The sequence below is a fragment of the Pseudomonas sp. SAS7 genome, from assembly GCF_052112345.1.
GTDB lineage: Bacteria > Pseudomonadota > Gammaproteobacteria > Pseudomonadales > Pseudomonadaceae > Aquipseudomonas > Aquipseudomonas putida_Q.
In genome coordinates this window covers 1-25,299 of sequence record NZ_JBEGGO010000027.1, presented here as the reverse complement: position 1 = coordinate 25,299, position 25,299 = coordinate 1, and the positions used below count along the sequence as shown (strand labels likewise).

The following is a 25,299-nucleotide window of genomic DNA, read 5'->3' as shown; positions in this document are numbered from 1 at the left end:
CACAATGCCGCTCCTACAGGGAATCGCGCGCCCTTGTAGGAGCGGCCTTGTGCCGCGAAGGGCTGCAAAGCAGCCCCCATGATGTCAGCCTTCTTCAGGCCAGAAGCGCAGGGGCTTGCCCTCGGCCGGCCAGAAGCGCATCTGCTCCACCGGCGACACATCCCAGCGTTGAACCGTTTCCAGCGCCTGCAAAAAGCGCTTTTCCTGCTCCATCAACGCCGGTGCGCACAGCTTGCGGGTCTTGCCGACCTTGCCGAAGCTCAGGCGCTCGCCCTCCAGCGTATACGGCGCAAACCAGTGGTTGCAGCCGCCGTTGCCATAGGCGCGGCCGTCGCTGGCCAAGGTCAGGGTCAGGTGGCTGTAGTCGATCAGCGGGCGCTCGCCAATCCACTCCAGCACGTAGCTGCGCTCCTGCTGCAGCTTTGAAGGTTGTGCGGCGCAGCCGAGCAGGCCGGTGGCAATCAGCACGCCGGTCAGCAGATTCTTCACTCGGCGCTCTCCTGGCAACGCGGGCACAGGTGTTTTTCGCCACGGCTGGCCCAACCCAGCTCGGCAATGCGTGCGCTGGCGGCGGGCTGACGGGCTTTCTTGCCCAGCTTGGCGTCCACGGCAAATTCAAAATCCAGCACGGCGTCGCAGCTGTCGCACTCGACCTGCCAGGTGAGAATTTCCAGTTCGTTGAACACCGGTCCGCTGGCCACGGCGACCCACTGACCGCGCGGGTTGATCAGATGGCGCACGCTGTCCACGGTCAAGCGCATGGACAAATCCTTGCTGCCCTTGAGGGTCACCAGCAGGGTGTCGCCTTTATGCATCGAACCACCGTTGCCGGTGACCTGATAGCGGCCTGGCACCAGTGCACGGCACTCGATCAGGGTGTGTTGCGGGTTAAAAAGGGTGTAGCGGAAATCGTGCTCGACCATGGGTCCTCCAGAAATGCCGCGTATCCTAGCACTAACCCATTACCAGATTCTGTGGATTGCCTGCCGCCCAGCGGTTGATGTTGTCGAGCGTGGTCGCGGCAATGGCGTCCAGCGCCTCGCGGGTAAGGAAGGCCTGGTGGGCAGTGATGATCACGTTGGGGAAAGTCAGCAGGCGGGCCAACACATCGTCTTGCAGCGGCAGGTCGGAGCGGTCCTCGAAGAACAGCTGGGCTTCTTCTTCGTAGACGTCCAGGCCCAGGTACCCAAGCTGGCCGCTTTTCAGCGCGTCGATCAGTGCCGGGGTGTCGACCAGTGCGCCACGGCCCGTATTGATCAGCATGGCGCCGGGCTGCAGCTGGGCCAGGCTTTGTGCATTGATCAGGTGCCGGGTGTGCTCGGTCAGCGGGCAGTGCAGGCTGATGATACGGGCTTCGCGCAGCAGCTCGGGCAAGGTCAGGTAGCGCGCGCCGAGGGCCAGCAGCTCCGGGTTGGGGTAAGGGTCATAGGCCAGCAGTTGGCAGCCGAAGCCGGCCATGATGCGGGCGAAGGCAACGCCGATCTGGCCGGTGCCGACCACGCCGACGGTTTTGCCGTGCAGGTCGAAACCGGTCAGCCCGTGCAGGGTGAAGTCGCCTTCGCGGGTGCGGTTGTAAGCCCGGTGCAGGCGCCGGTTGAGGGCCAGGATCAGTGCCACGGCGTGTTCGGCCACGGCGTGTGGCGAGTAGGCCGGCACGCGCACCACGCCAAGGCCCAGGCGCTTGGCAGCGGCTAGGTCGACGTGGTTGTAGCCGGCCGAACGCAGGGCGATCAGGCGTGTGCCGCCTTCGGCCAGGCGCTGGAGCACCGGGGCATCGAGTTCGTCATTGATGAAGGCGCAAACAACTTCATGGCCACTGGCCAGGGCGGCGGTGTCGAGGGTCAGGCGGGCGGGCTGGAAGTGCAGCTCCAGCGCGCTGCCGCTGGCCGCCTGGGTAAAGCTTTCCTGGTCGTAATGCTGGCTGCTGAACAACAGGGTGCGCATCGTGGGGCTCCTCCTACAAATGCTGTGTAGGCCACAGCAGCGGCCATGCACTTAGTCTGGCCTGCGCCGCCAGCCGACTGATTGCGCCGTCCAGCTCATCCAGCGCTTGCTGCGCCTGTGGGTGGTCCTGCTTGAGCAAGGTCTCGCTGCGCTGGCAGGCAGCGCGCAGTTGTGGCACGCCGCAATAGCGCGAGGCACCGTTCAGGCGGTGTACCTGTTCTATCAGGGCGGTGCGGTCGTTTGCCTCGCGGGCGGCGCGTATGGCCTCGCGGTCGGCGTCCAGCGAGGACAGCAGCATGCTCAGCATGTCGGCCGCCAGGTCGGCCTTGCCTGCCGCCAGGCGCAAGCCTTCTTCGGGGTCGAGCACCTTCAGGTCATCATCGCTGGCCAATTGCTCGGGCTGTGCCTGTTGCGGTACGCCCAGGCTCAACCCCGTCCACTTCATTACCACTTGGGCCAGTTGCCGCTCGCTGATCGGCTTGGTCAGGTAATCGTCCATGCCGGCGTGCAGCAAGGCGCGCTTTTCGTTGGCCATGGCATGGGCGGTGAGGGCGACGATCGGCAACGGGTTGCCACTTTGGGTGTTTTCCCAAAGGCGGATCTGCTCGGTGCAGGCGCGGCCATCCATGCCGGGCATTTGCACGTCCATCAGGACCAGATCGAACGGCTCGTCCTGCACGGCTTGTACTGCTGCATAGCCGTTGTCGACGGCCAGCACCTGGGCGCCCAGGTCTTCGAGCAGGGTCTGAACCAGCAGCAAGTTGGCGGCATTGTCGTCAACGCAAAGGATCTTCGGCTGGCGCTGGCCGTTGACGCTGTGCACCTCGCCCTGCGGACGGCGCGGCTGCACCAGCTCCATCAGCAGGCGGCGCAGTTTGCGGGTGCAGGTGGGCTTGGACAGCAACTGGCCATGGCCGTTGGGCAGGTAGGGGTGGTAAAGCGCCTGCTCGGTGGTGGGGCATAGCACCACGCACTGGCAATGGTAACGCTCGAGTTGCTGGTAGTAGTGGCCCAGTTGCTCGGGCGACAGGTTGCCCAGGTTGGCCCCGAGCACAGCGAACTCGAACGGCAGGCCGGCCTGGCTGGCGGCCTGTACCGCTTGCAGCAACTGGTCATAGGAAGCAAACAGGCTGACGCTGAGGCCGCAGTCTTCCAGCTGGTGCTCCAGCGCCTGGCGCGCCAGCTCGTGGCCATCGACGATAGCTGCACGGCGGCCCAGCAGCGGCTGCATCGGCTGCTCCTCGAGGTCGTCGTGGGCTTTGGGCAGGTTGAGGCTGATCCAGAACTGCGACCCTTCACCCGGGGTGCTGTCAACACCGATTTCGCCGCCCATCTGCTCGATCAGGCGCTTGGAAATCACCAGCCCCAGCCCTGTGCCGCCAGGTTGGCGGGCCAGCGAGTTGTCGGCCTGGCTGAAAGCCTGGAACAGCATACGCACCTCTTGCGGCGACAGGCCGATACCGGTGTCCTGCACGCTGATGCGCAGCTGCGCGCTGTCCTCGTGCTCGTCTTCGAGCATGGCGCGCACGACGATGGTGCCTTCGCGGGTGAACTTGATGGCGTTGCTGACCAGGTTGGTGAGGATCTGCTTGAGCCGCAGCGGGTCGCCGATCAGTGAAGACGGGGTGTCGCGGTAGATCAGGCTGAGCAATTCCAGCTGCTTGGCGTGGGCGGCCGGGGCGAGGATGGTCAGGGTGTCCTGGATCAGGTCGCGCAGGTTGAACGGAATGCTGTCGAGCACCAGCTTGCCGGCCTCGATCTTGGAGAAGTCGAGGATCTCGTTGATGATCCCCAACAGATTGTCGGCGGACTTCTCGATGGTGTTCAGGTAGTCCAGCTGGCGTGGCGTCAGCTCGCTTTTCTGCAGCAGGTGGGTAAAGCCGAGGATGCCGTTGAGCGGGGTGCGGATCTCGTGGCTCATGTTGGCCAGGAACTCAGACTTGATGCGGCTGGCCTCGAGGGCCTCCTTGCGCGCCATGTCCAGCTCGATGTTCTGGATTTCGATGGTTTCAAGGTTCTGGCGTACGTCTTCGGTGGCCTGGTCGATGCTGTGCTGCAGTTCTTCGTGGGCGTTTTGCAGGGTTTCGGCCATACGGTTAATGCCGCGGGCCAGCTCGTCCAGCTCATGGCTGCCCATGGTCGGCAGGCGTTCTTCGAGGTGGCCGTCCTTGAGCTGGTTGACCGCGTGCTTGATGCGTTCGATGGGGTCGTTGATGGTGCGGCTCATGCGCAGCGCCAGCAGGCCGCTGAGTACCAGGCAGGCGAGGATCAGCAACAGGCTGGTGAACAAGTTGCGGTAACCGCGCAGCAGGGTGCCGTCGTGCGACAGCTCGATCTCGACCCAGCCCAGCAGGCGCTCGGCTTCGGCCGGCACGGCATCGGTGGCGAGGTCGCGGTGGTGGCCGAATACGGGCATCAAATAGCGGGTGGCGTCATTGCCGCTGCGCTGCAGCAATTGCGTGCCGGTACCGCCGCTTGGCGGCTGGTTGAGCATGCTCGGGCCGGCGTGTGCCAAACGCGTGCGGTCCGGGGCCAGGAAGGCAACGGCGCGTACGTCGGCCTGCTCCAGGGTTTGCGCGGCAATGCGCTCCAGCTGTGCGGGCGCAAGCCGGGCCATGGCGGGTGCAGCCAATGGCGCCAGTTGCTCGGCGATCATCTTGCCGCGTTGCAACAGCTGGGTGCGCAGGTCGTTCTGTTGCAGCCAGGTGAAGTAACTGCCCAGCACCAGGGCCATCAGGCCGGCAGGCAGCAGGGCCAGTAGCAGAACCCGGCTGCGGATTCCCAAGCGATCGAGCACACTCGCCTCCTGTGATGTGCCTGGAAGCCGTCCAGCGATGACGGCCAAGCCGGGAAGTTACTCCGCCTGCAGCGCTATTGCACCTCTTTAGTCGCTGTTTTGCGTTGTTGCCGGGCATTGGTCGCAGGGCGGTTGCCTGGCAGGCAGTGGATGCTCAATAATTGCGCAATTGAGAATGCATGGCAGTTGCCAATGAATCCTGTAGCTATTTACAACTCCAATATCCTCGCCATCGAGGACGACCCGGTCCTGGGTGCCTACCTGCACGAAGAGCTGCAACGTGGCGGCTTCCAGGTCACCTGGTGCCGTAATGGGCTGGAGGGCCTGGAAACGGCTGGTCGCGAGATTTTCGATGTGGTGCTCATGGATATCCTGCTGCCCGGGCTGAACGGCCTGGACGCCCTGGCGCAGCTGCGCAAGCGCAGCGCTACGCCGGTGATCCTGATGTCGGCGCTGGGTGCCGAGGCCGACCGCATCAGTGGCTTCCAGCGCGGGGCCGACGATTACCTGCCCAAGCCCTTCAGCATGGCCGAGCTGCAGGTGCGCATCGAGGCAATCCTGCGCCGGGTGGCCCTCGAACGCCGTCATCAAGCCCCGCAGGAGCAGGCTGCCTGCGGCGAGCTGCAGTTCGACGAGGGGCTGTGCGATGTACGCCTGAATGGCCGCCTGGCAGGCCTGACCCCCAGCGAATACCGGCTGTTCGACATCCTCAACCGCAACTTCGATGATGTCCTGAGCAAGCCGTTTCTTTACCAGCATGTGTTGCAGCGCGGCTATTCGCGGCATGACCGCAGCCTGGACATGCACGTCAGCCAGATCCGCCGCAAGCTCAAGGGCATCGACTATCACGAGCGGCAGATCCGTACCGTGTGGGGCAAGGGTTACGTACTCAGCACCGGCGAGGCAGAGTGAGCCATGCTTGACCGCCATTCGCTGTTCTGGAAGCTGGCCATCCTGCTGGTGGGCTTTTGCCTGCTGATGATCGGCCTCAGTTACACGTGGGGCCGGCACATGGAAATCCAGAACGCCTTCCTCTCGGAACCGGCGCGGCAGACGTTGCGGGGCTACGCCAGTGAGGCTGAGCAGGCGTGGCGCAGCGGTGGGCGGGAAGGGCTGGACCAGTGGGTGACGGCGATGCACCAGCGCGAACGGGGCTGGGTTGGCGTGCTCGATATCAACCTGCGACCGCTCGACAGCGCTACTCTCAATCCGCAGATCATGCAGCGGCTGACGCGCCTGCGCGGTGTCGACTGGCCGATGAGCCGGCGCAGCGTCGACCAGCCGTGGGTACGCATACCGTTTCCGGGGGCACCGGAGCAGGGCATGCTGGTGATCGAACTGCCGCAGCGGTTCAACCCGGACCAGTACCGGTTGCTGTGGCGCATCGTCACCAACGGCATCATCCCTGGCCTGTTCACCTTGCTGTTGTGCGTGGGCCTGTACCGTATGTTGATCGTGCCGCTGAACCAGCTGCGTGAGCAGGCAAATGCCTGGCGCGCCGATCAGTTGGCGGCGCGCCTCGACTCGCGCACCATTGCCCGGCATGACGAACTGGGCGAGCTGGCCCGCGCTTTCGACCAGATGGCCGAGCGGCTGCAGGGCACGGTGGCCATGCAGCAGCAGTTGCTGCGCGACCTGTCCCACGAAATGCGCACGCCATTGAGCCGGTTACGGGTGGCCTGTGACGGCGAAACCGACCTGCAGCGCCTGCGCGAACGCCTGACCCGTGAAGTGGACTGCATGCAGCAGTTGGTGGAGGACACCCTGCAACTGGCCTGGCAGGACGCCGAACGGGCGCCGATGAACCTGGAGCCCATCGAGGTCCACGCGCTTTGGGAGCTGCTGGCCGAGAATGCCAGCTACGAGAGCGGCTGGTCGCCCGCGCGCCTGCGCTGCGAAGTGCCGGCAGGCTGTTGGGTGCAGGGCAACCTCAACCACTTGGCCCAGGCGCTGGAAAACATCTTGCGCAATGCCATTCGTCACTCGCCGCCCGAGGGTGTGGTGCGCCTGGGTGGGCAGCGCGAAGGCAGTTATTGGCGGCTGTGGCTGGAGGATGAAGGCGGCGGTGTGGCTGAAGAAGACCTGGAGCGGATCTTCGCGCCGTTCTCGCGGCTAGACGGTTCTCGGCCGGGGGATGGTGGTTTTGGCCTGGGCTTGAGCATCGCCCGCAGTGCCATCCAGCGCCAGGGCGGGACCTTGTGGGCGCAGAATGGCAAGCATGGGCTGCGGCTGTGGATGCGATTGCCGTTACATGTGCCGGCCCCTTCGCGGGTAAACCCGCTCCCACAGGGTCACCACTACTCTTGAGGCCAGTGGAGTACCTGTAGGAGCGGGTTTACCCGCGAAGAGGCCCGCACAGGTCCACGTTATAGCTTGTAGCTATATACACCACAGATTGCGTGATATGGCCGCGAGGGGTTTGCCGGTATGATAGGCGCCCCTGCCGTCCGGATTGTGAAATACGCCATGACCTTGCAGTACCCAACCATCGCCGATTGCGTCGGCAATACGCCCCTGGTTCGCCTGCAGCGCATTGCTGGTGAAACCAGCAACACCCTCCTGCTCAAGCTCGAAGGTAACAATCCTGCCGGCTCGGTGAAGGACCGCCCGGCGCTGTCCATGATCACCCGCGCCGAATTGCGTGGCCAGATCAAGCCCGGCGACACCCTGATCGAAGCCACGTCCGGCAACACCGGTATCGCCTTGGCAATGGCGGCGGCGATCAAGGGCTACAAGATGATTCTGATCATGCCCGACAACTCCACCGCCGAGCGCAAGGCCGCCATGACCGCCTATGGCGCCGAGCTGATCCTGGTGACCAAGGAGGAGGGCATGGAAGGCGCCCGCGACCTGGCTGAGAAGCTGCAGGCCGAAGGCCGCGGCCTGGTGCTCGACCAGTTCGCCAACGGCGACAATCCGATTGCCCACTACAACAGCACCGGCCCTGAGATCTGGCAGCAGACCCAGGGCAACATTACCCATTTCGTCAGCTCCATGGGTACCACCGGCACCATCATGGGTTGCTCGCAATACCTCAAGGAGCAGAACCCGGCGGTACAGATCATCGGCCTGCAACCGATGGAAGGCTCGGCCATTCCGGGCATTCGCCGCTGGCCCGAGGAATACCTGCCGAAAATCTTCGACGCCACCCGCGTCGATCGCGTTGTCGACATGTCGCAGCAGGAAGCCGAAGACACCACCCGCCGCCTTGCCCGTGAAGAGGGCATTTTCTGCGGCGTGTCTTCTGGTGGTGCGGTTGCAGCCATGCTGCGCCTTTCCCGCGAAGTGGAAAATGCCGTGATGGTCGCCATCATCTGCGACCGCGGCGACCGTTACCTGTCCACCGGCCTGTTTGATCCGAGCTAAATGTCCAAGAAAAAAAGCAACAGCGGCCTGCGCTTCCAACCGGCCGGCGGCAACCGCACTCCCCAGGTCCCCGTGGGCAAGAAGCAGCGCCTGGACATCGAGCGACTGGCCGGTGACGGCCGTGGCATCGCCTTCCTCGACGGGCGCACCTGGTTCGTCAGTGGTGCCCTGGCCGGTGAGGCCGTGGAGGCGCGGGTGCTCAACGCCCGTGGCAAAGTGGTCGAGGCCCGCCTGGAGCGGCTGCTGCAGGCCAGCCCCGAGCGCCGTGAAGCACCGTGCCGCCATTATGCGCGCTGTGGTGGCTGCAACCTGCAGCATCTGCCGCATGATGCGCAGCTGGCGCTCAAGCAGCGCACCCTGGCCGAGCAACTGCAGCGGGTGGCCGGGGTGCAACCCGAGGAATGGGCGGCACCCCTGAGCGGGCCGGAATTCGGCTACCGGCGCAGGGCCCGTGTGGCCGTGCGCTGGGACGTCAAGGCGCGTCAGCTGGAGGTGGGCTTCCGTGCCGAAGCCAGCCAGGACATCATTGCCATCGAGGATTGCGCAGTGCTGGTACAGCCCTTGCAGTCCATTCTGCGCCACTTGCCGACGGTGCTGCGCTCGTTGAGCAAACCGCAGGCGCTGGGCCACGTGGAATTGTTCAGTGGCACCGCCGAGGCAGTGTTGGTGCGCCACGTTGCGCCGCTGCCGGCAGAAGACCTGGCAAAGCTGCAGGCGTTCTGCGAACAGGCCAATGCCCAGCTGTGGCTGCAGGGTGAAGATGAGCCGGCGCCGGTGGACCCTGCCGCGCAACTGGGCTTTGCCCTGGCGCCGTGGCAGCTTGAGCTGGCCTGGCGCCCGGGTGACTTCGTGCAGGTGAATGCCCAGGTCAACACGGCGATGATCGAGCAGGCGCTGGCCTGGCTCGACCCGCAGGCCGACGAACGGGTGCTGGACCTGTTCTGCGGCCTGGGCAACTTTGCCCTGCCGCTGGCCCGCAAGGCCCGCGAGGTCGTGGCAGTCGAAGGTGTACAGGCCATGGTCGATCGGGCCGCGGCCAATGCCCGGAACAACAATGTGCATAACGCACGGTTTTTTCAGGCCGATTTATCGCAGCCTTTGGCAGGCACCGGATGGGCCGCCGAGGGCTTTTCTGCGGTACTCTTGGATCCACCGCGCGACGGTGCTTTCGAGGTGGTGCAAGGCATCGCACGCCTCCAGGCCAAACGGCTGGTTTACGTATCGTGCAACCCGGCCACGCTGGCGCGAGACGCGCAGGTGCTGGTCGGCCAGGGGTACCGGTTAAAAAGGGCCGGGATTCTCGACATGTTTCCTCAAACGGCGCATGTCGAGGCCATGGCGTTATTCGAAGCGGGCTAGCAGACTGGCCCCTTGGTGTGGCTTCCATGGAATGGCAGCCACACGGTGATCGCCAGCGCACCCGCGTGGTGCGCTGTATGGAAAGGTAAAACAAAGATGGTACAGGTGAGAGTGCACCAGCCGGTCAACACCGACGGCAGTATCAATCTCGAAGGATGGTTGGACCATGTGGTAAGCGTCGATTCGGCACTGGATCGCGCAGCGCTCAAAGAAGCCTGCGAGTTTGCCCATGAGATCGAGAAAAAGGGCAACCCGGCCAAGCATTCCTGGGCGGACGGTACGTCCAGCTTCCAGGCGGGCCTGGAAATTGCCGAAATCCTCGCTGACCTCAAGCTGGACCAGGATTCCCTGGTGGCCGCGGTCATCTACCGTTCGGTACGCGAGGGCAAGGTGACCCTGGCCGAGGTCAGCCAGCGGTTCGGTCCGGTGGTGTCCAAGCTGATCGACGGCGTATTGCGCATGGCCGCCATCAGCGCCAGCCTCAGCCCGCGGCAGTCGCTGGTGCTGGGCTCGCAGGCGCAGGTCGAGAACCTGCGCAAGATGCTTGTGGCCATGGTCGATGATGTGCGTGTGGCACTGATCAAGCTGGCCGAGCGTACCTGCGCGATCCGTGCGGTCAAGGCCGCCGACGACGAGAAACGCCTGCGTGTCGCGCGTGAGGTGTTCGACATCTATGCGCCGCTGGCGCACCGCCTGGGTATCGGCCACATCAAGTGGGAGCTGGAAGACTTGTCCTTCCGCTACCTCGAACCCGACCAGTACAAGCAGATTGCCAAGCTGCTGCACGAGCGCCGGCTTGACCGCGAACGCTTCATCAGCGACGTGATGAACCAGCTGCAGAACGAGCTGCTGGCCACGGGCGTCAATGCCGACATCAGTGGCCGGGCGAAACATATCTATTCGATCTGGCGCAAGATGCAGCGCAAAGGCCTGGAATTCAGCCAGATCTACGACGTGCGTGCAGTGCGGGTGCTGGTGCCGGAAATTCGCGACTGCTACACCGCGCTGGGTATCGTGCACACGCTGTGGCGGCACATCCCCAAAGAGTTCGACGACTACATCGCCAACCCCAAGGAAAACGGCTACCGCTCGCTGCACACCGCAGTGATCGGCCCCGAGGGCAAGGTGCTGGAGGTGCAGATCCGCACCCACGGCATGCATGAAGAAGCCGAGTTGGGGGTTTGTGCCCACTGGCGCTACAAGGGCACCGACGTAAAGCCCAGCTCCAATCATTACGAAGAGAAGATCTCCTGGCTGCGCCAGGTGCTGGAATGGCACGAAGAGCTGGGCGACATCGGTGGCCTGGTCGAGCAGTTGCGGGTCGACATCGAGCCGGACCGGGTCTACGTGTTCACCCCTGACGGCCACGCCATCGACCTGCCCAAAGGTGCGACCCCGCTGGACTTCGCCTACCGTGTGCACACCGAGATCGGCCACAACTGCCGGGGTGCCAAGATCAACGGCCGTATCGTGCCGCTGAACTACAGCCTGCAGACCGGTGAGCAGGTGGAGATCATCACCAGCAAGCACGGCAACCCCAGCCGGGACTGGTTGAACTCCAACCTGGGCTACGTCACCACCTCGCGGGCGCGGGCCAAGATCGTGCACTGGTTCAAACTGCAGGCGCGTGACCAGAACGTCGCTGCCGGCAAGACCTTGCTCGAGCGCGAACTCAGCCGCCTGGGCTTGCCGCAGGTGGACTTCGAACGCCTGGCCGAGAAGACCAACGTCAAGACCGCCGAGGACATGTTCGCCTCGCTTGGCGCGGGCGACCTGCGCCTTGCCCACCTGGTCAACGCCGCCCAGCAGTTGCTGGAGCCCGAGCGCATCGAGCAGATCGAGCTGGTGCCGCGCAAGCCTACCGGGCCGCGTACCGGCAAGCGTGGTGACATCCAGATTCAGGGGGTCGGCAACCTGCTGACGCAGATGGCCGGCTGCTGCCAGCCACTGCCGGGCGATGCCATTGTCGGTTACATCACCCAGGGCCGAGGCGTGAGCATCCACCGCCAGGACTGCGCCTCGGTGCTGCAACTGGCGGGCAAGGAGCCGGAGCGCATGATCCAGGTGAGCTGGGGGCCGATTCCGGTGCAGACCTACCCGGTCGACATCGTCATCCGCGCCTACGACCGCCCAGGGCTGCTGCGCGATGTGTCGCAGGTGCTGCTGAACGAGAAGATCAACGTGCTGGCGGTGAACACCCGCTCGAACAAGGAAGACAACACCGCGCTGATGTCGCTGACCATCGAGATTCCTGGCCTGGACGCGCTGGGCCGCCTGCTGGGGCGGATCTCGCAGTTGCCGAACATCATCGAGACGCGGCGTAATCGTACCCCTTGAGACCGGGGCGCCTGCTTCGCGGGTAAACCCGCTCCCACAGGGTTCGTGCAAATCCTGAGACGTGTACTGAACCTGTGGGAGCGGGTTTACCCGCGAAGAAGCCACCGCCTAAGGACCTGCTTACATGACTTACACCCTCGAAGACCTGCTGCACCTCATGGCCCGTCTGCGCGACCCGCAGTACGGCTGCCCGTGGGACCTGAAGCAGAACTACGCGAGTATCGTTGCCCACACCATCGAGGAAGCCTACGAGGTCGCCGACACCATCGAACGTGGTGATTTCGAGCACCTGCAAGGTGAGCTGGGCGATTTACTGTTCCAGGTGGTCTACTACAGCCAGCTGGCCCGGGAGGAGGGGCGTTTCGAGTTCGATGGCGTGGTCGACAGCATCACCCGCAAGCTCATCCGCCGCCACCCGCATGTGTTCCCCACGGGCGAGCTGTATGCGCCCGTGGACACCCCCAGCCTGAGCGAGGCGCAGGTCAAATCGCGCTGGGAAGAAATCAAGGCTGAAGAGCGCGCAGAAAAAAGCCAGCCCGAACAGTTGTCGTTGCTCGACGACGTACCGTCGGCCTTGCCGGCCCTGTCGCGGGCAGCCAAACTGCAGAAGCGTGCGGCCACGGTCGGTTTCGACTGGCCAGCAGCATTGCCGGTGCTGGACAAGGTGCGCGAAGAGCTGGATGAAGTACTGCAGGCCATGGCCGACGGTGATGCCGATGCGCTCGAGGATGAGGTCGGCGACCTGCTGTTTGCCGCCGTCAACCTGGCTCGCCATCTCAAGCAAGATCCTGAAAATGCCCTGCGCCGCGCCAACCGCAAGTTCGAGCGACGTTTCCGTTTTATCGAGCAGGCATTGCGCGACAGTGGCCGCCCCATTGAAGATTGTAACCTTGACGAACTGGATGCCCTTTGGGGTGAAGCCAAACGTCAGGAAAAGAACCTGCCCAGCTGCGGCTGAGCTGTTGCATAAGTGAGTGAACATTCATGAGCCTTTCCCTTCGCGACCAATTGCTCAAAGCCGGTCTGGTCAACCAGAAACAGGTCTCGCAGACCAACAAAGCTGAAAAGAAACAGAAGCGCATGGAGCACAAAGGCCAGGTCGAAATCGACGACAGCCAACAGCGCATCGCCAAGCAAGCCATGGCCGAAAAGGTCAAGCGCGACCAGGAGCTGAATCGCCAGCAGCAGGAAAAGGCTGAGCAGAAAGCCCGTGCGGCACAGGTCAAGCAGTTGATCGAAGCCACGCGCCTGCCTAAGCTGAACACCGAGGATTACTACAACTTCGTCGACGACAAGAAGGTCAAGCGCATTGCCGTCAACGCCTTGATGCGGACCCGGTTGAGTAACGGCGCACTGGCCGTCGTGGCCCATGCCGGCGGCTATGAGGTCATTCCCCGTGAGGCAGCGGTGAAGATCCAGGAGCGCGACCCTAACCGTATCCTGCTGCTCAATACCCATGTCGAGGAAGCGGACGAGGACGACCCGTACGCGGCCTACAAGATCCCGGACGACCTGATGTGGTAAACACGAAAAACCCCGCCTTGGCGGGGTTTTTTATTTGAAGAGTGCTCACTGGGTGGTGCGCTGGCTTTCCAGGACTTCGAGCTCTGCGCGGTACTGATGTGCTTCGTGTTCATTGTGGAACATGCCCACCAGTTGACCCTGTTGGTGCACATCCCAGATCCGCACGCCAGCGGCCAGGCCTTCGTGGGACATTTTCGATTCGTCGCGTTCGGTTACTTGGACTGTCATCGGTAAACTCCACTTCTTCAGTTGGCTGCGACAGTGTGTCGCACACCCTCTTTATAGAGTTTGTTAGCAGGCTAAGTAAATAAAACAGCCATGAAACAAGTTTCATGTACGGCTTCCGGGCCTGGCTTTTTGTGGGAGCGGCCACGGGTAAACGCACAAGGCCGGCATGAAAAAGCCCCGCACTGGGCGGGGCTTCGGGTGCTGCTGGCAGTGCGGGATCAGTTGCCCTTCACCGGCTTGCCATCGACCGTGCCATCCTGCAGCACGATCACATACTCCTTGCCATCAGTCTCGACCTGGCGCAGTTGCACCAGCAGGTAGTCCCAGTTCTTGGCGAACCACAGCTCGGTGATGCGCTTGCTCTGGCTCGGGTCGCGCACACGCTCGACCTTCACTGCATCGACCTGGCCGGTCTTGGTGGCGACCTTTTCAGTGCCCAGCACGCGGAAGTCGTAGGTGTCGATCTCGTCACCGTCAACGACCTGATAGGTCATGCTCTTCTTGCCGGCGGCCACATCATGTTGCAACGCCAGCTGGTAGGACGACTTATCCAGCACGCCACGGATCAGCGGCAAACTGACGGCATCGCCACGGTCGCTGCCGGTGACCTTCTTGCCGGTCCAGTCGAAGTTCAGGTCGACCTTTTTGGCTTTGCCCAGGCCGCCGCGCTCGAAGTGGTACTTCTGCGGCAGCAGGGTGTCGTTTTCCAGGCGCAGGGTGCTTTGCTCGGTCAGGCTGGCGATCATCATGGAGGCCTTGAAGTTAAGGTCCCAGGTACCATTGGCATTCTTGACCAGGCTGCGTTCGGCGGTGCCACTCATGGGCAGCTGCTTCCAGTCGGCGGTGTAGCTGGCCGAGAAAGGCTTGAGGTCAGCTGCCTGGAGGGGCAGGGCAAGCACGGCGAGAGCCAAGAGCAGGGCGCGACGCATAAAATCTCCTAGGATCGAATCAAGTGACCGCTGCCCGCCAGCGGCTGGCCATCCAGTAATGCACCCTGTTCACCAAGGCGCAAGCGCCCTTCAGCGAACCAGCGCACCGCCAGCGGGTAGATCAGGTGTTCCTGGTGGTGTACCCGCTGGGCCAGGCTTTCGACGGTGTCGTCAGACGCCACCGGTACCACAGCCTGTACGACCAGTGGGCCGCCGTCGAGTTCCTCAGTCACGAAGTGTACGCTGCAGCCATGCTCGGCGTCGCCTGCCTCCAGCGCCCGGCGATGGGTATGCAGGCCCTTGTACTTGGGTAGCAACGACGGGTGGATGTTGAGCAGGCGGCCCTGATAATGGCGCACAAAGCCGCCACTGAGGATGCGCATGAAGCCGGCCAGCACCACCAGGTCCGGGGTGAAACCGTCGATGCGCGCCACCAGTGCGGCATCGAAGGCCTCACGCCCGTCGAACTGGGTGTGGTCGAGCACGACCGTATCGATGCCGGCCGCCGCCGCCCGTTGCAGGCCGTAGGCATCGGCGCGGTTGGAAACCACCGCACGGATGCGCACCGGGCTGTCCTGGGCTTGGCAGCTGTCGATCAGGGCTTGCAAGTTGCTGCCGGAGCCCGACAGCAACACCACTACATTGCAGGTCTTGCTTGGCATCAGTGTGCCTTGAGGTTTTGCAGCTCGACCTGGGCGGCGCCTTCGGCGGCTTCGGCGATGTGGCCGATGACCCATGGCTGCTCACCGGCGGCGCGCAGTTCGTTCAGGGCGGCTTCGACCTGATCCTGGGCTACACAGATGACCATGCCGACGCCGCAGTTCAGCACGCGGTGCATCTCGTGCTCGTCGACGTTGCCTTTTTCCTGCAGGAAGTCGAACACCACCGGGCGCTGCCAGCTGGCTACGTCAACCACGGCCTGGGCGTTTTTCGGCAGTACGCGCGGGATGTTGTCCAGCAGGCCGCCACCGGTGATGTGGGCCATGGCCTTCACGGCACCGGTGTTCTTGATCAGCTGCAGCAGCGGCTTGACGTAGATGCGGGTAGGCGCCATCAGCAGGTCGGTCAGCGGCTTGCCGTCCAGCTGGGTGTTCTCGATGTCGGTGGCGGACACTTCGAGGATCTTGCGGATCAGCGAGTAGCCGTTGGAGTGCGGGCCCGAAGACGGCAGGGCGATCAGCGCGTCGCCAGTGGCAACCTTGGAGCCGTCGATGATCTCGGCCTTTTCCACCACGCCCACGCAGAAGCCGGCCAGGTCGTAGTCTTCGCCTTCGTACATGCCAGGCATTTCGGCGGTTTCACCACCGACCAGCGAGCAACCGGCCAGTTCGCAACCGGCGCCAATGCCGGTAACCACGGTGGCAGCCACGTCTACGTTCAGTTTGCCGGTGGCATAGTAGTCGAGGAAGAACAGCGGCTCGGCACCGCACACCACCAGGTCGTTGACGCACATGGCGACCAGGTCCTGGCCGATGCTGTCGTGCTTGTTCAGGTTCAGCGCCAGGCGCAGCTTGGTGCCAACGCCGTCGGTGCCGGAGACCAGCACTGGCTGCTTGTAGCCGGCCGGGATCTCGCAGAGGGCGCCGAAGCCGCCCAGGCCACCCATGACTTCAGGGCGTGCAGTGCGCTTTGCCACGCCCTTGATGCGTTCGACCAGTGCTTCGCCGGCGTCGATGTCTACACCGGCGTCCTTGTAGCTCAGGGAGGGTTGCTTGCTCATTGATCCAGGCCTTTAGGAGGGAGGGATTCTTAAAAACGACCATGACGGCCAAGACCGGCGGGTAAGCGGCGGCTGCCTGAAACATCAGTGGTCTGTGAAGGCGCGCGATTTTATCAGGGTTGCCGGGCAGCGGCCATCCTCAGGCCGACGGGCAGGGCGGTAAATTGTTGAAAAAGGGCCGAGGGTGGTTGATGTGGTTGCATGTGTATAAGCTGCAAGTAGCGAGCTTCGTGCTCGACTGGACAGGAATCCTCCATGCGTTTTTTCAATATTCTGGCAACCGGCTGCCTGGCCCTGATAGCGGCCACCGCTCAGGCGGAAAATGTCTCCGGCCTTTATCAGGTACGCGAGCCGGTCACAGGGCAGGGCCCTGAAGCCCGTACCGCAGCTACCGCCAAAGCCCTCGACACGCTGGTGCTGCGCCTGACCGGCGACGCCAAGGCCGCGCAGAGCCCGGCGCTGGCCGAGCTGCGCAATGACCCGCAGCAAATCATCAACCAGGTTGGCAGCGAAGCCGGCCCGCCCGAGTCGGTGCTGGTGGAGTTCGACCCGGGCAGTACTGAGCGTGCCCTGCGCAAGGCCGGCCTCGCGCTGTGGGGCAGCAATCGGCCTTCGATTCTCGGCTGGTGGCTGAACGACAGTGTCGACGGCAGCAGCCTGGTCGGTGACGGCCAGGCCAGCGCCCAGCCTCTGCGTCGTGCCGCCCAGCACCGTGGCCTGCCGCTGCGCCTGCCGCTGGCCGATTTGCAGGAGCAACTGGTGGCCAATGCCAAGCAGATCGAAGGCAGCGACCCGGCACCGTTGCGTGAGGCCTCCGAGCGCTATGGCGCCGACGCCTTGCTGGCGGTACATGCCCAGGAAGCCGATGGCAAGTGGCAGGGCAAGTGGCAGCTGTGGCTGGGCGACCAGCGTGAGCAAGGCACTGCCGAGGGGGCCGACCCGGCAGCCTTGGCCGATGCGGTGATGCTGGCGGTAAGCAGCCGCCTGGCGCCGCGTTATGTCGCCCGCCCGGGCGCCAGTAGCCAGATGCAGGTGCAAGTACAGGGGATGAGCCTGCAGCGCTATGCCGAGCTTGGCCGGGTACTTGAGCCCTACGGCCCGCGCCTGAAGATGGTTGAAGGCACCACCCTGACCTATGGCGTGACCGGCAACCGCGAGCAATTGCGTGCCCAGCTTGGCCTGGCCAAGTTGCAGGAACTACCCGCAGAGCAGGCGCCTGAAGTGCCCGTCACGCCAGCCCCGGTCGCGAGTGCAACGGGTGAGCAACCCGCGCCGGCCCCGCCTGCGCCCAAGCCGTTCGACGGCCTGCGTTTTCGCTGGTAAAGGGAGCATACCTTGATCGATGTTCGTCGCTGGATCTGGCTGGGTGCTGCCCTGCTGATCGCTGTGCTGCTTTATAGCTTGCACAATATTCTTACGCCGTTTCTGGTCGGCATCCTGCTGGCCTACCTGGCCGACCCGCTGGTCGACCGCCTGGAGCGCCTGGGGCTGTCGCGCACCTGGGGCGTGGTGGTGGTGTTCGGGCTGTTCACCTTGTTACTGATGGCCTTGCTGCTGGTGCTGGTGCCGATGCTAGCCAAGCAGCTGGTGCGCCTGTACGAGCTGGCGCCGCAGATGCTCGACTGGCTCGAACAGGTGGCGCTGCCATGGGTGCAGGGTCGCCTGGGCCTGGCCGATGGCTTCTGGAAGTTCGACAAGATCAAGACCGCCATCGGCGCGCATATGGGGCAGACCACCGATATCGTGGGCATGCTGTTGTCCCAGGCCACCGCCTCCAGCCTGGCATTGATGGCCTGGCTGGCGAACATGGTGCTGATCCCTGTGGTGGGTTTCTATCTGCTGCGTGATTGGGACCTGATGATGGCCAAGCTGCGCGGCCTGCTGCCGCGCCAGCGTGAGCCGCAAGTAGTGGGCCTGGCAGGCGAATGCCATGAAGTGCTGGGGGCATTCGTGCGCGGGCAACTCATGGTGATGGTGGCCTTGGGCATCATCTATTCGGCCGGGCTCATGCTGGTGGGGCTGGAACTGGGCCTGCTGATCGGCATGCTCGCGGGGTTAGCCGCCATCGTGCCGTACATGGGCTTCATCATCGGCATTGGTGCCGCGCTGGTGGCCGGCCTGTTCCAGTTTGGCGGCGACCTGTACCCGATGCTGGGTATCGTTGCGGTGTTCATGGTCGGGCAGGCGCTGGAAGGCATGGTGCTGACGCCGTTGCTGGTAGGCGATCGGATCGGGCTGCACCCGGTGGCGGTGATCTTTGCCATTCTCGCCGGTGGTGAGCTGTTCGGCTTTACCGGGGTGCTCCTGGCCCTGCCGGTGGCAGCGGTGATCATGGTGCTGCTGCGTCATGCGCATGACCTGTACAAGGAATCGGACATGTACGCCGGAGACATTGACCCGGAGTTGTGATGGTCGGGATCGTCTTGGGGGTTGGGGCGGCAGTGAGATCGAGCGCCGCCCGCGCGGCGCTCGATCTCACAGGCGCCGAACATCGAATGACTTGCACCATCAGCCCCAAAATAGCGCAACTTGTTGATTTTGCTTGCGCTATCTATTGCCGTGATTGTGCGCCTTGCGTTGCGGGTATAGACTTTGCAGATTGTTCACCAAAGGCCCCCTGCGGTCCTGCCGACCGCCCGCGAGCATGAAACCACCGATCCAGTTGCCCCTGGGTGTGCGCCTGCGCGATGACGCCACCTTCATCAACTACTATCCGGGCGCCAATGCTGCGGCATTGGGTTACGTCGAGCGGCTATGCGAAGCCGACGCCGGCTGGACCGAGAGCCTTATCTATCTGTGGGGCAAGCAGGGTGTGGGCCGTAGCCACCTGCTGCAGGCCGCCACCCATCGTTTCCAGCAGCGCGGCGAACCCGCCGTCTACCTGCCATTGGCGCAACTGCTCGATCGTGGTGTGGGAGTACTCGATTACCTGGCCCAGTACGAGCTGGTGTGCATCGACGACCTGCATGTAATCGCCGGCAAGGCAGACTGGGAAGAGGCCATGTTCCACCTGTTCAACCGCCTGCGCGACAGTGGCCGGCGCCTGCTGCTGGCCGCCTCGGCATCGCCACGGGAGCTGCCGATCAAGCTGCCGGATCTGAAGTCGCGGCTGACTCTGGCCCTGGTATTCCAGATGCGTGGCCTGTCCGACGAAGACAAGCTGCGTGCCTTGCAGTTGCGTGCTTCGCGCCGCGGCCTGCACCTTACCGACGAAGTCGGCCACTTCATCCTCACCCGCGGTGCGCGCAGCATGAGTGCGCTGTTCGACCTGCTCGAACGGCTCGACCAGGCTTCGCTGCAGGCACAACGCAAGCTGACCATCCCGTTCCTCAAGGAAACCCTGGGCTGGTAACCCCCTGAAAACGCTGGGCCAGAGCGGTAATACAGAAAAGTCACATCTTTTTCGATAAAATTTGCAAATGGCCATGATAGAGGGCATAGTTTCCCCCTTCTAAAGGATTACAGACACGGTCGTGCCCATGCTAAAGCGCTTCGCACCCCTCGTGCCACTCGCACTCGTGACCCTGCTTTTTGGCTGCGCGGCCCACGGCCCGGCATCTCATTCAGAGCCGCAGCAGGATCACACCCCGGTCGCCGCACAATCGGTGATCAAGGCCAAGGCTTCGTCCTCGTCGGTATTCGGCGAACCGGAAGAGCTGGCCACTGAAGATGACCTGGCTGCTTTCTCCAGCACCAGCAAGCCTTACCAACTGCCAGTCCTGGCGGACAGCATTCTCGAGCGCGGCATGTCGTTGATCGGCACCCGTTACCGCTTCGGTGGTACCTCGGAAAAGTCCGGTTTCGACTGCAGTGGTTTCATCGGCTATCTGTTCCGCGAAGAGGCGGGCATGACCCTGCCGCGCTCCACGCGTGAAATGATCAACGTCGATGCCCCGAAAGTGGCCCGCAACAAGCTCAAGCCAGGTGACCTGCTGTTCTTCAGCACCAATGGCCGCGGTCGCGTCAGCCATGCCGGCATCTACCTGGGTGACAACCAGTTCATCCACTCCAGCAGCCGCCGCAGCGGTGGCGTGCGCATCGACAGCCTCGGTGACCGCTACTGGAGCAAGACCTTCATCGAAGCCAAGCGTGCCTTGGCCATGGCGCCGACCAACATCGCGCGCAATTGATGGCGAAATGATATACCCTGCCACGGCGGCGATGCTTTTGAAAAAAAGCTCGCCGCCGTGCGCATTTACAGAAAGCGTCTAATCTAAATTCTCAACTCTTTTCGGCTGCGGCGCAGCGGTCTCAGACAGGATGTTCTGGCCATGATAAAGATGGCGCGCTTTGCATTTCTTTCCCTGGCGGCACTGCTTGCTGCTTGCTCCAGCCGTGCGCCTGCGCCGGCCCCTGTGGTTCAGCCACAGGTTTCCTACAGCCAGCCAAGCCCTTCGCCAATTGCCGACGACGTATTGATCCGCGCCATCGGTCTGGTGGGTACACCCTATCGGTGGGGCGGCAATACGCCTGACTCCGGCTTCGACTGCAGTGGTTTGATCAAGTACGTCTACCGTGACGCTGCCGGTATCAGCTTGCCACGTTCGACGCGGGAGATGATCGGCATGCGCGCACCGACGGTGGATGCCAAGGCTCTGCAATCCGGTGACCTGGTGTTCTTTGCCACCAGTGGCGGTTCGCAGGTCAGTCATGCAGGCATTTATGTCGGGGAAGGGCGCTTCGTGCATGCGCCTTCAACGGGCGGTACGGTGCGTCTGGACTACCTGTCCAACAGCTACTGGGCCAAGGCCTACCTGCAGGCCAAGCGCGTAATTCCGCAAGGGCACCTGGCGCAGAACCCCTGACACCGTTGAGTGGCATACCACAGAAGCAGTTCAGCGCTGCTTCTGCATGTGTCGTGCAACGCCTGCGGCGCCGTGCCTTGCCCTTCATGACCACGCCGCGCCTTTCTCCCCGGTAGTTTTTACCTACTGCTACTTACGCCATGGGAATACCAGGATGTCGCCTTTGGGTGCCATCTGGAGTGGGCCGTGAGCAAGATCGAAGAACAAACCCGACGCAGCCTCGAGGTTGCAGATGCTGTGATCCCGTTCCTGCGGTTGGCCGATGAGGTGCTGCGTGATTACCCTGATGCCTACCTGCTGGCGAGCAGGCACGCGGAGCAGCTCGTCTACAAGCACACCGGTCAGCACATGGACCCGCGGTTCGTCTGGTGGCACCAGTTCAATACCCAAAGCTCCAGCAGCCGCAGTTTTACGGGCTGGCAGCATGGCGGGCCACCGCAGAAGTCGCTGGTGTTCACCGAGCTGGTAATAGAGCGCTTCGATGTCTACTTCCAAGATGCTGCCGATGAGCTAGACCTGCGCGGAGGGTTCTATTGGCAGGGGCCTCACGCGGCTTACTACGACGAGCGTAATGAAATTCGCATGCTCGGCAGCGCGGTGCAGCAAGACCTGTGGGCGTTGGACTTCGCAACGCTTTATCGCGAGGAGGTCGAGCGCTTCTGGGAGACTCACGGGACTAATTTTCGACTACTGGTCAAAGCCAACCTGCTGGGGGAAGGAAGACGTGCCCTGAGCGGCGAACGAATCTCGCAGTCTGATTGGCGGCAGTTGCGTGCCATGGTAGCCAACACGCTGGCGGACGATGAGCTGCCCACGCTTGAGAAGCTGCGTCAGGCCAACAACGAGCCCGCGTTGTCGGTCTTGCGCTACGTATTTGGCGAAGGGGACAGGGGATGCCTGTTCAGCTTGCAGGCACAAGATGGGCGGGTGCTGGCGTACTTGCCCTGGCACAGTGAGGCGCTCAGGGCATTCGATTCCGAGCTGGCAATGGCCAGTTGGCTTGCAGCGCAATTGCAAACCCCGCAAGCACTAGACAGCTTTATCGCAGGCGTGCACAGCAACCCGCACGATAGCGTCAGGCGAGAGTTGATCAGGATACATCTGAAGGGCATCGCTGATAGCCGCTCGGATGAGGCGGCACTGATCGCACTCAAGCTTTTCGAGCGTCCGCTCATAGGTGACTTTTTCACCTACGTCACCGAGCAGTCGAGCGCCGAGATGCGCCGCAATGCGCTACTGATGCGGGACAACGCAAGCCTGCGCAAGGCAATGCTCAGCGGTTACCTGTCAGCATTCATAGGGGTCTTTGGCGGGTTCGTTCCTTTGGGTTGGCCAATATCCCTTATGTTGCTCGGCGCGGGTGTGGCCAAGGTGGCCCTGGATATAGACGAAGCCCTGCTCGCGGCAGATGCGCAATCGCGCAAGCGGGCGCTGCGTTCGGCAGTTATCGACAGCCTGTTCGCAAGCCTCAACCTGTTAGATGTAACTGCACGGTCTAGCCTGGTGTCCGTTGCAAAACCGGCACCGCCCCATGAAACAGGCATTGCCCTGGAGCACTGGCAGGCAAGCGCCAGTGCCACGCTCTCGGTGGAGGGCCAAGAGACCAACGCACTGTTGGGTGGTGAGTTGGGCTTGAGCGGGCGCCTGCGTGGCATTCGCATGACTGACGATGGCAAGTGCTGGGTAACATTGAATGGCCTTCCTTACCGGGTGCGGTACAGCCATGAGCTGGCTGCCTGGTTGGTGGTGCCCGTTGATAACCCGTATGCCTTCGGCCCGCTCAACCCCATACGTTTGAATACGGCGGGTGAGTGGGAGTTGCTGGGTCCGCCTGGATTGCTTGGCGGCAGCCCTCCGGTTGTGGAAGAAATACCCAGTACATCGTCGCCGTTCTGGGATACCTACACGGCCATCGACGACGCGTTGAGCACGCGGCTGGCTGAAGGGGCTCTGGAGCGCCAGGCAGCATTGCTGGAGAAATGGCCTGTGGCCGAGTTGCCGGCCGGGCAGGCGCCGGACCTTGATGAGCGCGGCCTGGATTGCGTCAAGGTCGGTGGCCGGCCTTACTATTCCTATCGCTATGGGCATGAGTATTTCAATGCGCTGGTCGAGTGGTACACCAGCAACGAGTCCACCGTGAACGATGTGTTCCGCTCGGGGCGTTACCAGTACGGAGACGAAGACAGCTACATCAATGATCTGGCCGATAGCTTGGGGTTGCTCCCCAAAAGCAACGAGGTGACCTTGTATCGCGGGGGGCACCGCTCGCGAGGTACCGGTGGCGAGCACTACAGAAATGGCCAGCTGCGAGTTGGTGATGTGCTAGTCAATAGTGACCTGACTTCATTCACTGAAAACCCGTACAAGGTCACTGAGTTTGCCTGTTTGCCCTTCGGCCAGGCGCCGGGCGGTTTACCTGGGCTTTTCGACGACAGCTCGGTGGTGTTCGAGTTGGCGGCGGGGCGTCACGCAGGGGTAACGCCGATCAGCGCGTTTTCTATTTACTGGAAAGAGGGCGAATCGCTGATGCTGCCGGGTCACTACTTGCGCATCGAGGGCCTGGAGCAGGTGTTTGGTGAGCATTACCGCTTCATCAAGGTGACGCTGGGGCAAACCGGCAAGCCTGCCTCTGGCCCTGTGTATGACTTGCGCACGGGGCTGCCTTTCGATGAGGCCGCCTATAGAGCGCAGTTCCGTACACCTACGTTGGCGCAACGTTTTTTCCCGGCCTGATGCTGGAATTATCAGTAAGTGCTGCTGCCGGGAATAGCATGGGCAGCAGTACCCTGGTTCATACCGTGCTCGGCGTTCTTGCTGACTCGCCAGACGACATTGCCGACATCGTCGGCCACCAATACCCCACCGCGACCATCATTGATCACGCCCACCGGCCGGCCCATCGCCTTGTCCTGCCTATCCAGAAAACCTGTGAGCAGATCGATGGGTTGCCCTGCAGGTTTGCCTGAACGGTCGAACGGCACGAATATCACCTTATAGCCACTGTGCGGCTTGCGGTTCCACGAGCCATGCTGGCCGACCAGTGCCCCTTGTTCAAAAGGCGTCGGTAATACGCCGGGCCCGATGAACGCCAGCCCTAGCGATGCGGTGTGCGGGCCAACCGCATAATCCGGTTTCAGCGCCTGGGCTACTTTCTGCGGAGCCTGCGGCTGCACGCGCTCGTCCACATGTTGCCCATAGTAGCTGTAGGGCCAGCCGTAGAAGCCGCCCTCTTTTACAGATGTGATGTAGTCGGGCACCAGGTCGCTGCCGATTTCGTCACGCTCGTTGACTGCTGTCCACAAAACGTTGCTGTGCGGCTCCCACGCCAGGCCATTGGGGTTGCGCAGGCCGGTGGCGAACAGCCGGTGCTTGCCGCTTGCCGGGTCCACTTCCCAGATAGCGGCGCGTCCTTGTTCCTTCTCCATACCGTTCTCCCCGACGTTGCTGTTAGAGCCAACCGTCACATAAAGCTTCTTGCCGTCGGGGCTTGCGATCACGTTCTTGGTCCAGTGATGATTCAGCGGCCCGCCGGGCAGCTCGGTTACCGGGTGGCCCTTTTCGGGAATCTGCGTGGTGCCCGTTTCATAGTGGAAGCGCAGTAACCTGTCGGTGTCGGCCACATACAAGTCCTTGCCCACCAAGGCCATGCCGAAGGGGGAGTTGAGCCCTTCGATGAAAGGGGTGCGGGTTTCTGCAACCCCATCGTGGTTGGCATCGCGCAGCAGCGTGATGCGGTTGGCGCTGGGTACGGTCGCGCCGGCGCGTTTCATCGCCTTGCCCATGGCCCAGCCGCGGATGCCCTTGCCATCTTCGGGCTTGGGTGGCGCGTTGGTCTCGGCCACCAGCACATCGCCGTTGGGCAGCAAGTAGAGCCAGCGTGGGTGGTCGAGGCCGCTGGCGAAGGCTTCGACTTGCGTGCCTGGTGCTGCGGTCGGCTTGGTGCCCTTTGGCCAGCCGACTGCGGGGGCGATGTTTACGGTGGGGATCAGTGTTGGGACGGGGGTGGGGAGGCGGGGGGTTGGCCCGCTGCCGTCGTTTACGCTCAACAGGGCTGTTTCGCCGCAGCCTGCCAGGCTGGCTGCGATTAACCAAGGCATCAGGCATTTCATGTGCGGCGTCCTCTAAAGAAGGCCTATTGAGTTGAGAGGCCGGCCGGGTTCGCCAGGTTCCCCTCCGTTTGCTCCTGCTCCTGCTTTTGCTCCTGCTCCAGCTCTTGCTCTTGCTTCGGCTTTTGCTTCTAAGCGCGCGATAGTCCAGGCGACGCAGATTGCGACTTCAGGAGGCCGAGCG

At 62.9% G+C, this 25,299-nt stretch carries 22 protein-coding genes; 13 read left to right on the top strand and 9 right to left on the bottom strand.

All coding sequences use genetic code 11. From position 1 onward, the window contains the following. Window positions 1-84: 84 nt before the first annotated feature. From ABI582_RS28090 to ABI582_RS28075, 4 genes are read right to left on the bottom strand one after another with little or no spacing between them, the layout of a single operon-like run. Window positions 85-489 (bottom strand): META domain-containing protein, encoded by a 405-nt coding sequence (locus ABI582_RS28090; protein ID WP_338746326.1) that lies wholly within the window; start codon window positions 487-489, stop codon window positions 85-87. Beyond that, window positions 486-923 (bottom strand): hypothetical protein, encoded by a 438-nt coding sequence (locus tag ABI582_RS28085; RefSeq protein WP_016501120.1) that lies wholly within the window; start codon window positions 921-923, stop codon window positions 486-488. The genes ABI582_RS28090 and ABI582_RS28085 overlap by 4 nt, the downstream gene beginning before the upstream one ends. Window positions 924-954: 31 nt before the next feature. Next, complete coding sequence (locus tag ABI582_RS28080) at window positions 955-1,944, bottom strand: 2-hydroxyacid dehydrogenase (RefSeq protein ID WP_338746327.1); 990 nt, start codon at window positions 1,942-1,944, stop codon at window positions 955-957. A gap of 13 nt (window positions 1,945-1,957) precedes the next feature. Beyond that, a complete protein-coding gene (locus tag ABI582_RS28075; RefSeq protein WP_442120916.1) occupies window positions 1,958-4,741 on the bottom strand; it encodes a response regulator in 2,784 nt (927 codons plus the stop codon). A gap of 192 nt (window positions 4,742-4,933) precedes the next feature. On the opposite strand from ABI582_RS28075, the gene ABI582_RS28070 reads away from it, so the two are divergent. The 7 genes from ABI582_RS28070 (at window position 4,934) to ABI582_RS28040 (ending at window position 13,327) form a co-directional block, all read left to right on the top strand. Continuing rightward, window positions 4,934-5,653: a response regulator transcription factor gene (locus ABI582_RS28070; RefSeq protein ID WP_442120915.1), complete on the top strand. Its 720-nt coding sequence runs from the start codon at window positions 4,934-4,936 to the stop codon at window positions 5,651-5,653. 3 nt (window positions 5,654-5,656) lie between these two features. Further along, on the top strand, window positions 5,657-7,048 hold the full coding sequence (locus tag ABI582_RS28065) for a histidine kinase sensor domain-containing protein (RefSeq protein WP_442120914.1): 1,392 nt from the start codon (window positions 5,657-5,659) through the stop codon (window positions 7,046-7,048). A 159-nt stretch (window positions 7,049-7,207) separates the two neighbouring features. Further along, entirely contained in the window at window positions 7,208-8,107 is a 900-nt protein-coding gene (gene cysM, locus ABI582_RS28060; protein ID WP_041167848.1) for a cysteine synthase CysM, read from the top strand. Beyond that, window positions 8,108-9,466, top strand: coding sequence for a 23S rRNA (uracil(1939)-C(5))-methyltransferase RlmD (gene rlmD, locus ABI582_RS28055; RefSeq protein WP_442120913.1), 1,359 nt, complete (start codon window positions 8,108-8,110; stop codon window positions 9,464-9,466). Between the two features lie 96 nt (window positions 9,467-9,562). After that, the gene (gene relA / locus ABI582_RS28050) at window positions 9,563-11,803 is read left to right on the top strand and encodes a GTP diphosphokinase (RefSeq protein WP_019473071.1); all 2,241 of its coding nucleotides are present in this window, start codon (window positions 9,563-9,565) and stop codon (window positions 11,801-11,803) included. A gap of 124 nt (window positions 11,804-11,927) precedes the next feature. Further along, entirely contained in the window at window positions 11,928-12,761 is an 834-nt protein-coding gene (mazG, locus tag ABI582_RS28045) for a nucleoside triphosphate pyrophosphohydrolase (protein WP_442120912.1), read from the top strand. Window positions 12,762-12,787: 26 nt separating this feature from the next. Continuing rightward, the gene (locus ABI582_RS28040; RefSeq protein WP_442120911.1) at window positions 12,788-13,327 is read left to right on the top strand and encodes a DUF2058 domain-containing protein; all 540 of its coding nucleotides are present in this window, start codon (window positions 12,788-12,790) and stop codon (window positions 13,325-13,327) included. Between the two features lie 45 nt (window positions 13,328-13,372). On the opposite strand, the gene ABI582_RS28035 is transcribed toward ABI582_RS28040, so the two are convergent. From ABI582_RS28035 to purM, 4 genes are all read right to left on the bottom strand, one after another. Continuing rightward, window positions 13,373-13,555, bottom strand: a complete 183-nt coding sequence (locus tag ABI582_RS28035; RefSeq protein WP_016501110.1) for a hypothetical protein — start codon at window positions 13,553-13,555, stop codon at window positions 13,373-13,375. A gap of 218 nt (window positions 13,556-13,773) precedes the next feature. Continuing rightward, window positions 13,774-14,484: a DUF3108 domain-containing protein gene (locus ABI582_RS28030; RefSeq protein WP_338746333.1), complete on the bottom strand. Its 711-nt coding sequence runs from the start codon at window positions 14,482-14,484 to the stop codon at window positions 13,774-13,776. A gap of 8 nt (window positions 14,485-14,492) precedes the next feature. Then, window positions 14,493-15,146, bottom strand: a complete 654-nt coding sequence (gene purN, locus ABI582_RS28025; RefSeq protein WP_442120910.1) for a phosphoribosylglycinamide formyltransferase — start codon at window positions 15,144-15,146, stop codon at window positions 14,493-14,495. Then, entirely contained in the window at window positions 15,146-16,204 is a 1,059-nt protein-coding gene (purM, locus tag ABI582_RS28020) for a phosphoribosylformylglycinamidine cyclo-ligase (RefSeq protein ID WP_016485267.1), read from the bottom strand. The genes purN and purM overlap by 1 nt, the downstream gene beginning before the upstream one ends. Window positions 16,205-16,459: 255 nt before the next feature. On the opposite strand from purM, the gene ABI582_RS28015 reads away from it, so the two are divergent. The 6 genes from ABI582_RS28015 (at window position 16,460) to ABI582_RS27990 (ending at window position 23,742) form a co-directional block, all read left to right on the top strand. Next, window positions 16,460-17,527 (top strand): DUF2066 domain-containing protein, encoded by a 1,068-nt coding sequence (locus ABI582_RS28015; protein WP_442120909.1) that lies wholly within the window; start codon window positions 16,460-16,462, stop codon window positions 17,525-17,527. Between the two features lie 12 nt (window positions 17,528-17,539). Further along, the gene (locus tag ABI582_RS28010) at window positions 17,540-18,613 is read left to right on the top strand and encodes an AI-2E family transporter (protein WP_442120908.1); all 1,074 of its coding nucleotides are present in this window, start codon (window positions 17,540-17,542) and stop codon (window positions 18,611-18,613) included. A 235-nt stretch (window positions 18,614-18,848) separates the two neighbouring features. Beyond that, a complete protein-coding gene (gene hda / locus ABI582_RS28005; protein WP_442120907.1) occupies window positions 18,849-19,556 on the top strand; it encodes a DnaA regulatory inactivator Hda in 708 nt (235 codons plus the stop codon). 127 nt (window positions 19,557-19,683) lie between these two features. Further along, window positions 19,684-20,334, top strand: coding sequence for a C40 family peptidase (locus tag ABI582_RS28000; protein WP_338746337.1), 651 nt, complete (start codon window positions 19,684-19,686; stop codon window positions 20,332-20,334). A 141-nt stretch (window positions 20,335-20,475) separates the two neighbouring features. Then, complete coding sequence (locus ABI582_RS27995; RefSeq protein WP_338746338.1) at window positions 20,476-21,009, top strand: C40 family peptidase; 534 nt, start codon at window positions 20,476-20,478, stop codon at window positions 21,007-21,009. 186 nt (window positions 21,010-21,195) lie between these two features. Continuing rightward, a complete protein-coding gene (locus tag ABI582_RS27990; protein WP_442120906.1) occupies window positions 21,196-23,742 on the top strand; it encodes a dermonecrotic toxin domain-containing protein in 2,547 nt (848 codons plus the stop codon). Between the two features lie 11 nt (window positions 23,743-23,753). Here ABI582_RS27990 and ABI582_RS27985 read toward each other — a convergent pair whose 3' ends face one another. Then, a complete protein-coding gene (locus ABI582_RS27985; RefSeq protein WP_442120905.1) occupies window positions 23,754-25,118 on the bottom strand; it encodes a PQQ-dependent sugar dehydrogenase in 1,365 nt (454 codons plus the stop codon). Between the last annotated feature and the right edge of the window lie 181 nt (window positions 25,119-25,299).

Bases quoted from the DNA above. Each gene is read 5' to 3' on its own strand.
- ABI582_RS28085 (WP_016501120.1), bottom strand. From the start codon at position 923: ATGGTCGAGCACGATTTCCGCTACACCCTTTTTAACCCGCAACACACC.
- ABI582_RS28080 (WP_338746327.1), bottom strand. From the start codon at position 1,944: ATGCGCACCCTGTTGTTCAGCAGCCAGCATTACGACCAGGAAAGCTTT.
- ABI582_RS28070 (WP_442120915.1), top strand. From the start codon at position 4,934: ATGAATCCTGTAGCTATTTACAACTCCAATATCCTCGCCATCGAGGAC.
- ABI582_RS28065 (WP_442120914.1), top strand. From the start codon at position 5,657: ATGCTTGACCGCCATTCGCTGTTCTGGAAGCTGGCCATCCTGCTGGTG.
- cysM (WP_041167848.1), top strand. From the start codon at position 7,208: ATGACCTTGCAGTACCCAACCATCGCCGATTGCGTCGGCAATACGCCC.
- rlmD (WP_442120913.1), top strand. From the start codon at position 8,108: ATGTCCAAGAAAAAAAGCAACAGCGGCCTGCGCTTCCAACCGGCCGGC.
- relA (WP_019473071.1), top strand. From the start codon at position 9,563: ATGGTACAGGTGAGAGTGCACCAGCCGGTCAACACCGACGGCAGTATC.
- mazG (WP_442120912.1), top strand. From the start codon at position 11,928: ATGACTTACACCCTCGAAGACCTGCTGCACCTCATGGCCCGTCTGCGC.
- ABI582_RS28040 (WP_442120911.1), top strand. From the start codon at position 12,788: ATGAGCCTTTCCCTTCGCGACCAATTGCTCAAAGCCGGTCTGGTCAAC.
- ABI582_RS28035 (WP_016501110.1), bottom strand. From the start codon at position 13,555: ATGACAGTCCAAGTAACCGAACGCGACGAATCGAAAATGTCCCACGAA.
- ABI582_RS28030 (WP_338746333.1), bottom strand. From the start codon at position 14,484: ATGCGTCGCGCCCTGCTCTTGGCTCTCGCCGTGCTTGCCCTGCCCCTC.
- purN (WP_442120910.1), bottom strand. From the start codon at position 15,146: ATGCCAAGCAAGACCTGCAATGTAGTGGTGTTGCTGTCGGGCTCCGGC.
- purM (WP_016485267.1), bottom strand. From the start codon at position 16,204: ATGAGCAAGCAACCCTCCCTGAGCTACAAGGACGCCGGTGTAGACATC.
- ABI582_RS28015 (WP_442120909.1), top strand. From the start codon at position 16,460: ATGCGTTTTTTCAATATTCTGGCAACCGGCTGCCTGGCCCTGATAGCG.
- hda (WP_442120907.1), top strand. From the start codon at position 18,849: ATGAAACCACCGATCCAGTTGCCCCTGGGTGTGCGCCTGCGCGATGAC.
- ABI582_RS28000 (WP_338746337.1), top strand. From the start codon at position 19,684: ATGCTAAAGCGCTTCGCACCCCTCGTGCCACTCGCACTCGTGACCCTG.
- ABI582_RS27995 (WP_338746338.1), top strand. From the start codon at position 20,476: ATGATAAAGATGGCGCGCTTTGCATTTCTTTCCCTGGCGGCACTGCTT.
- ABI582_RS27985 (WP_442120905.1), bottom strand. From the start codon at position 25,118: ATGAAATGCCTGATGCCTTGGTTAATCGCAGCCAGCCTGGCAGGCTGC.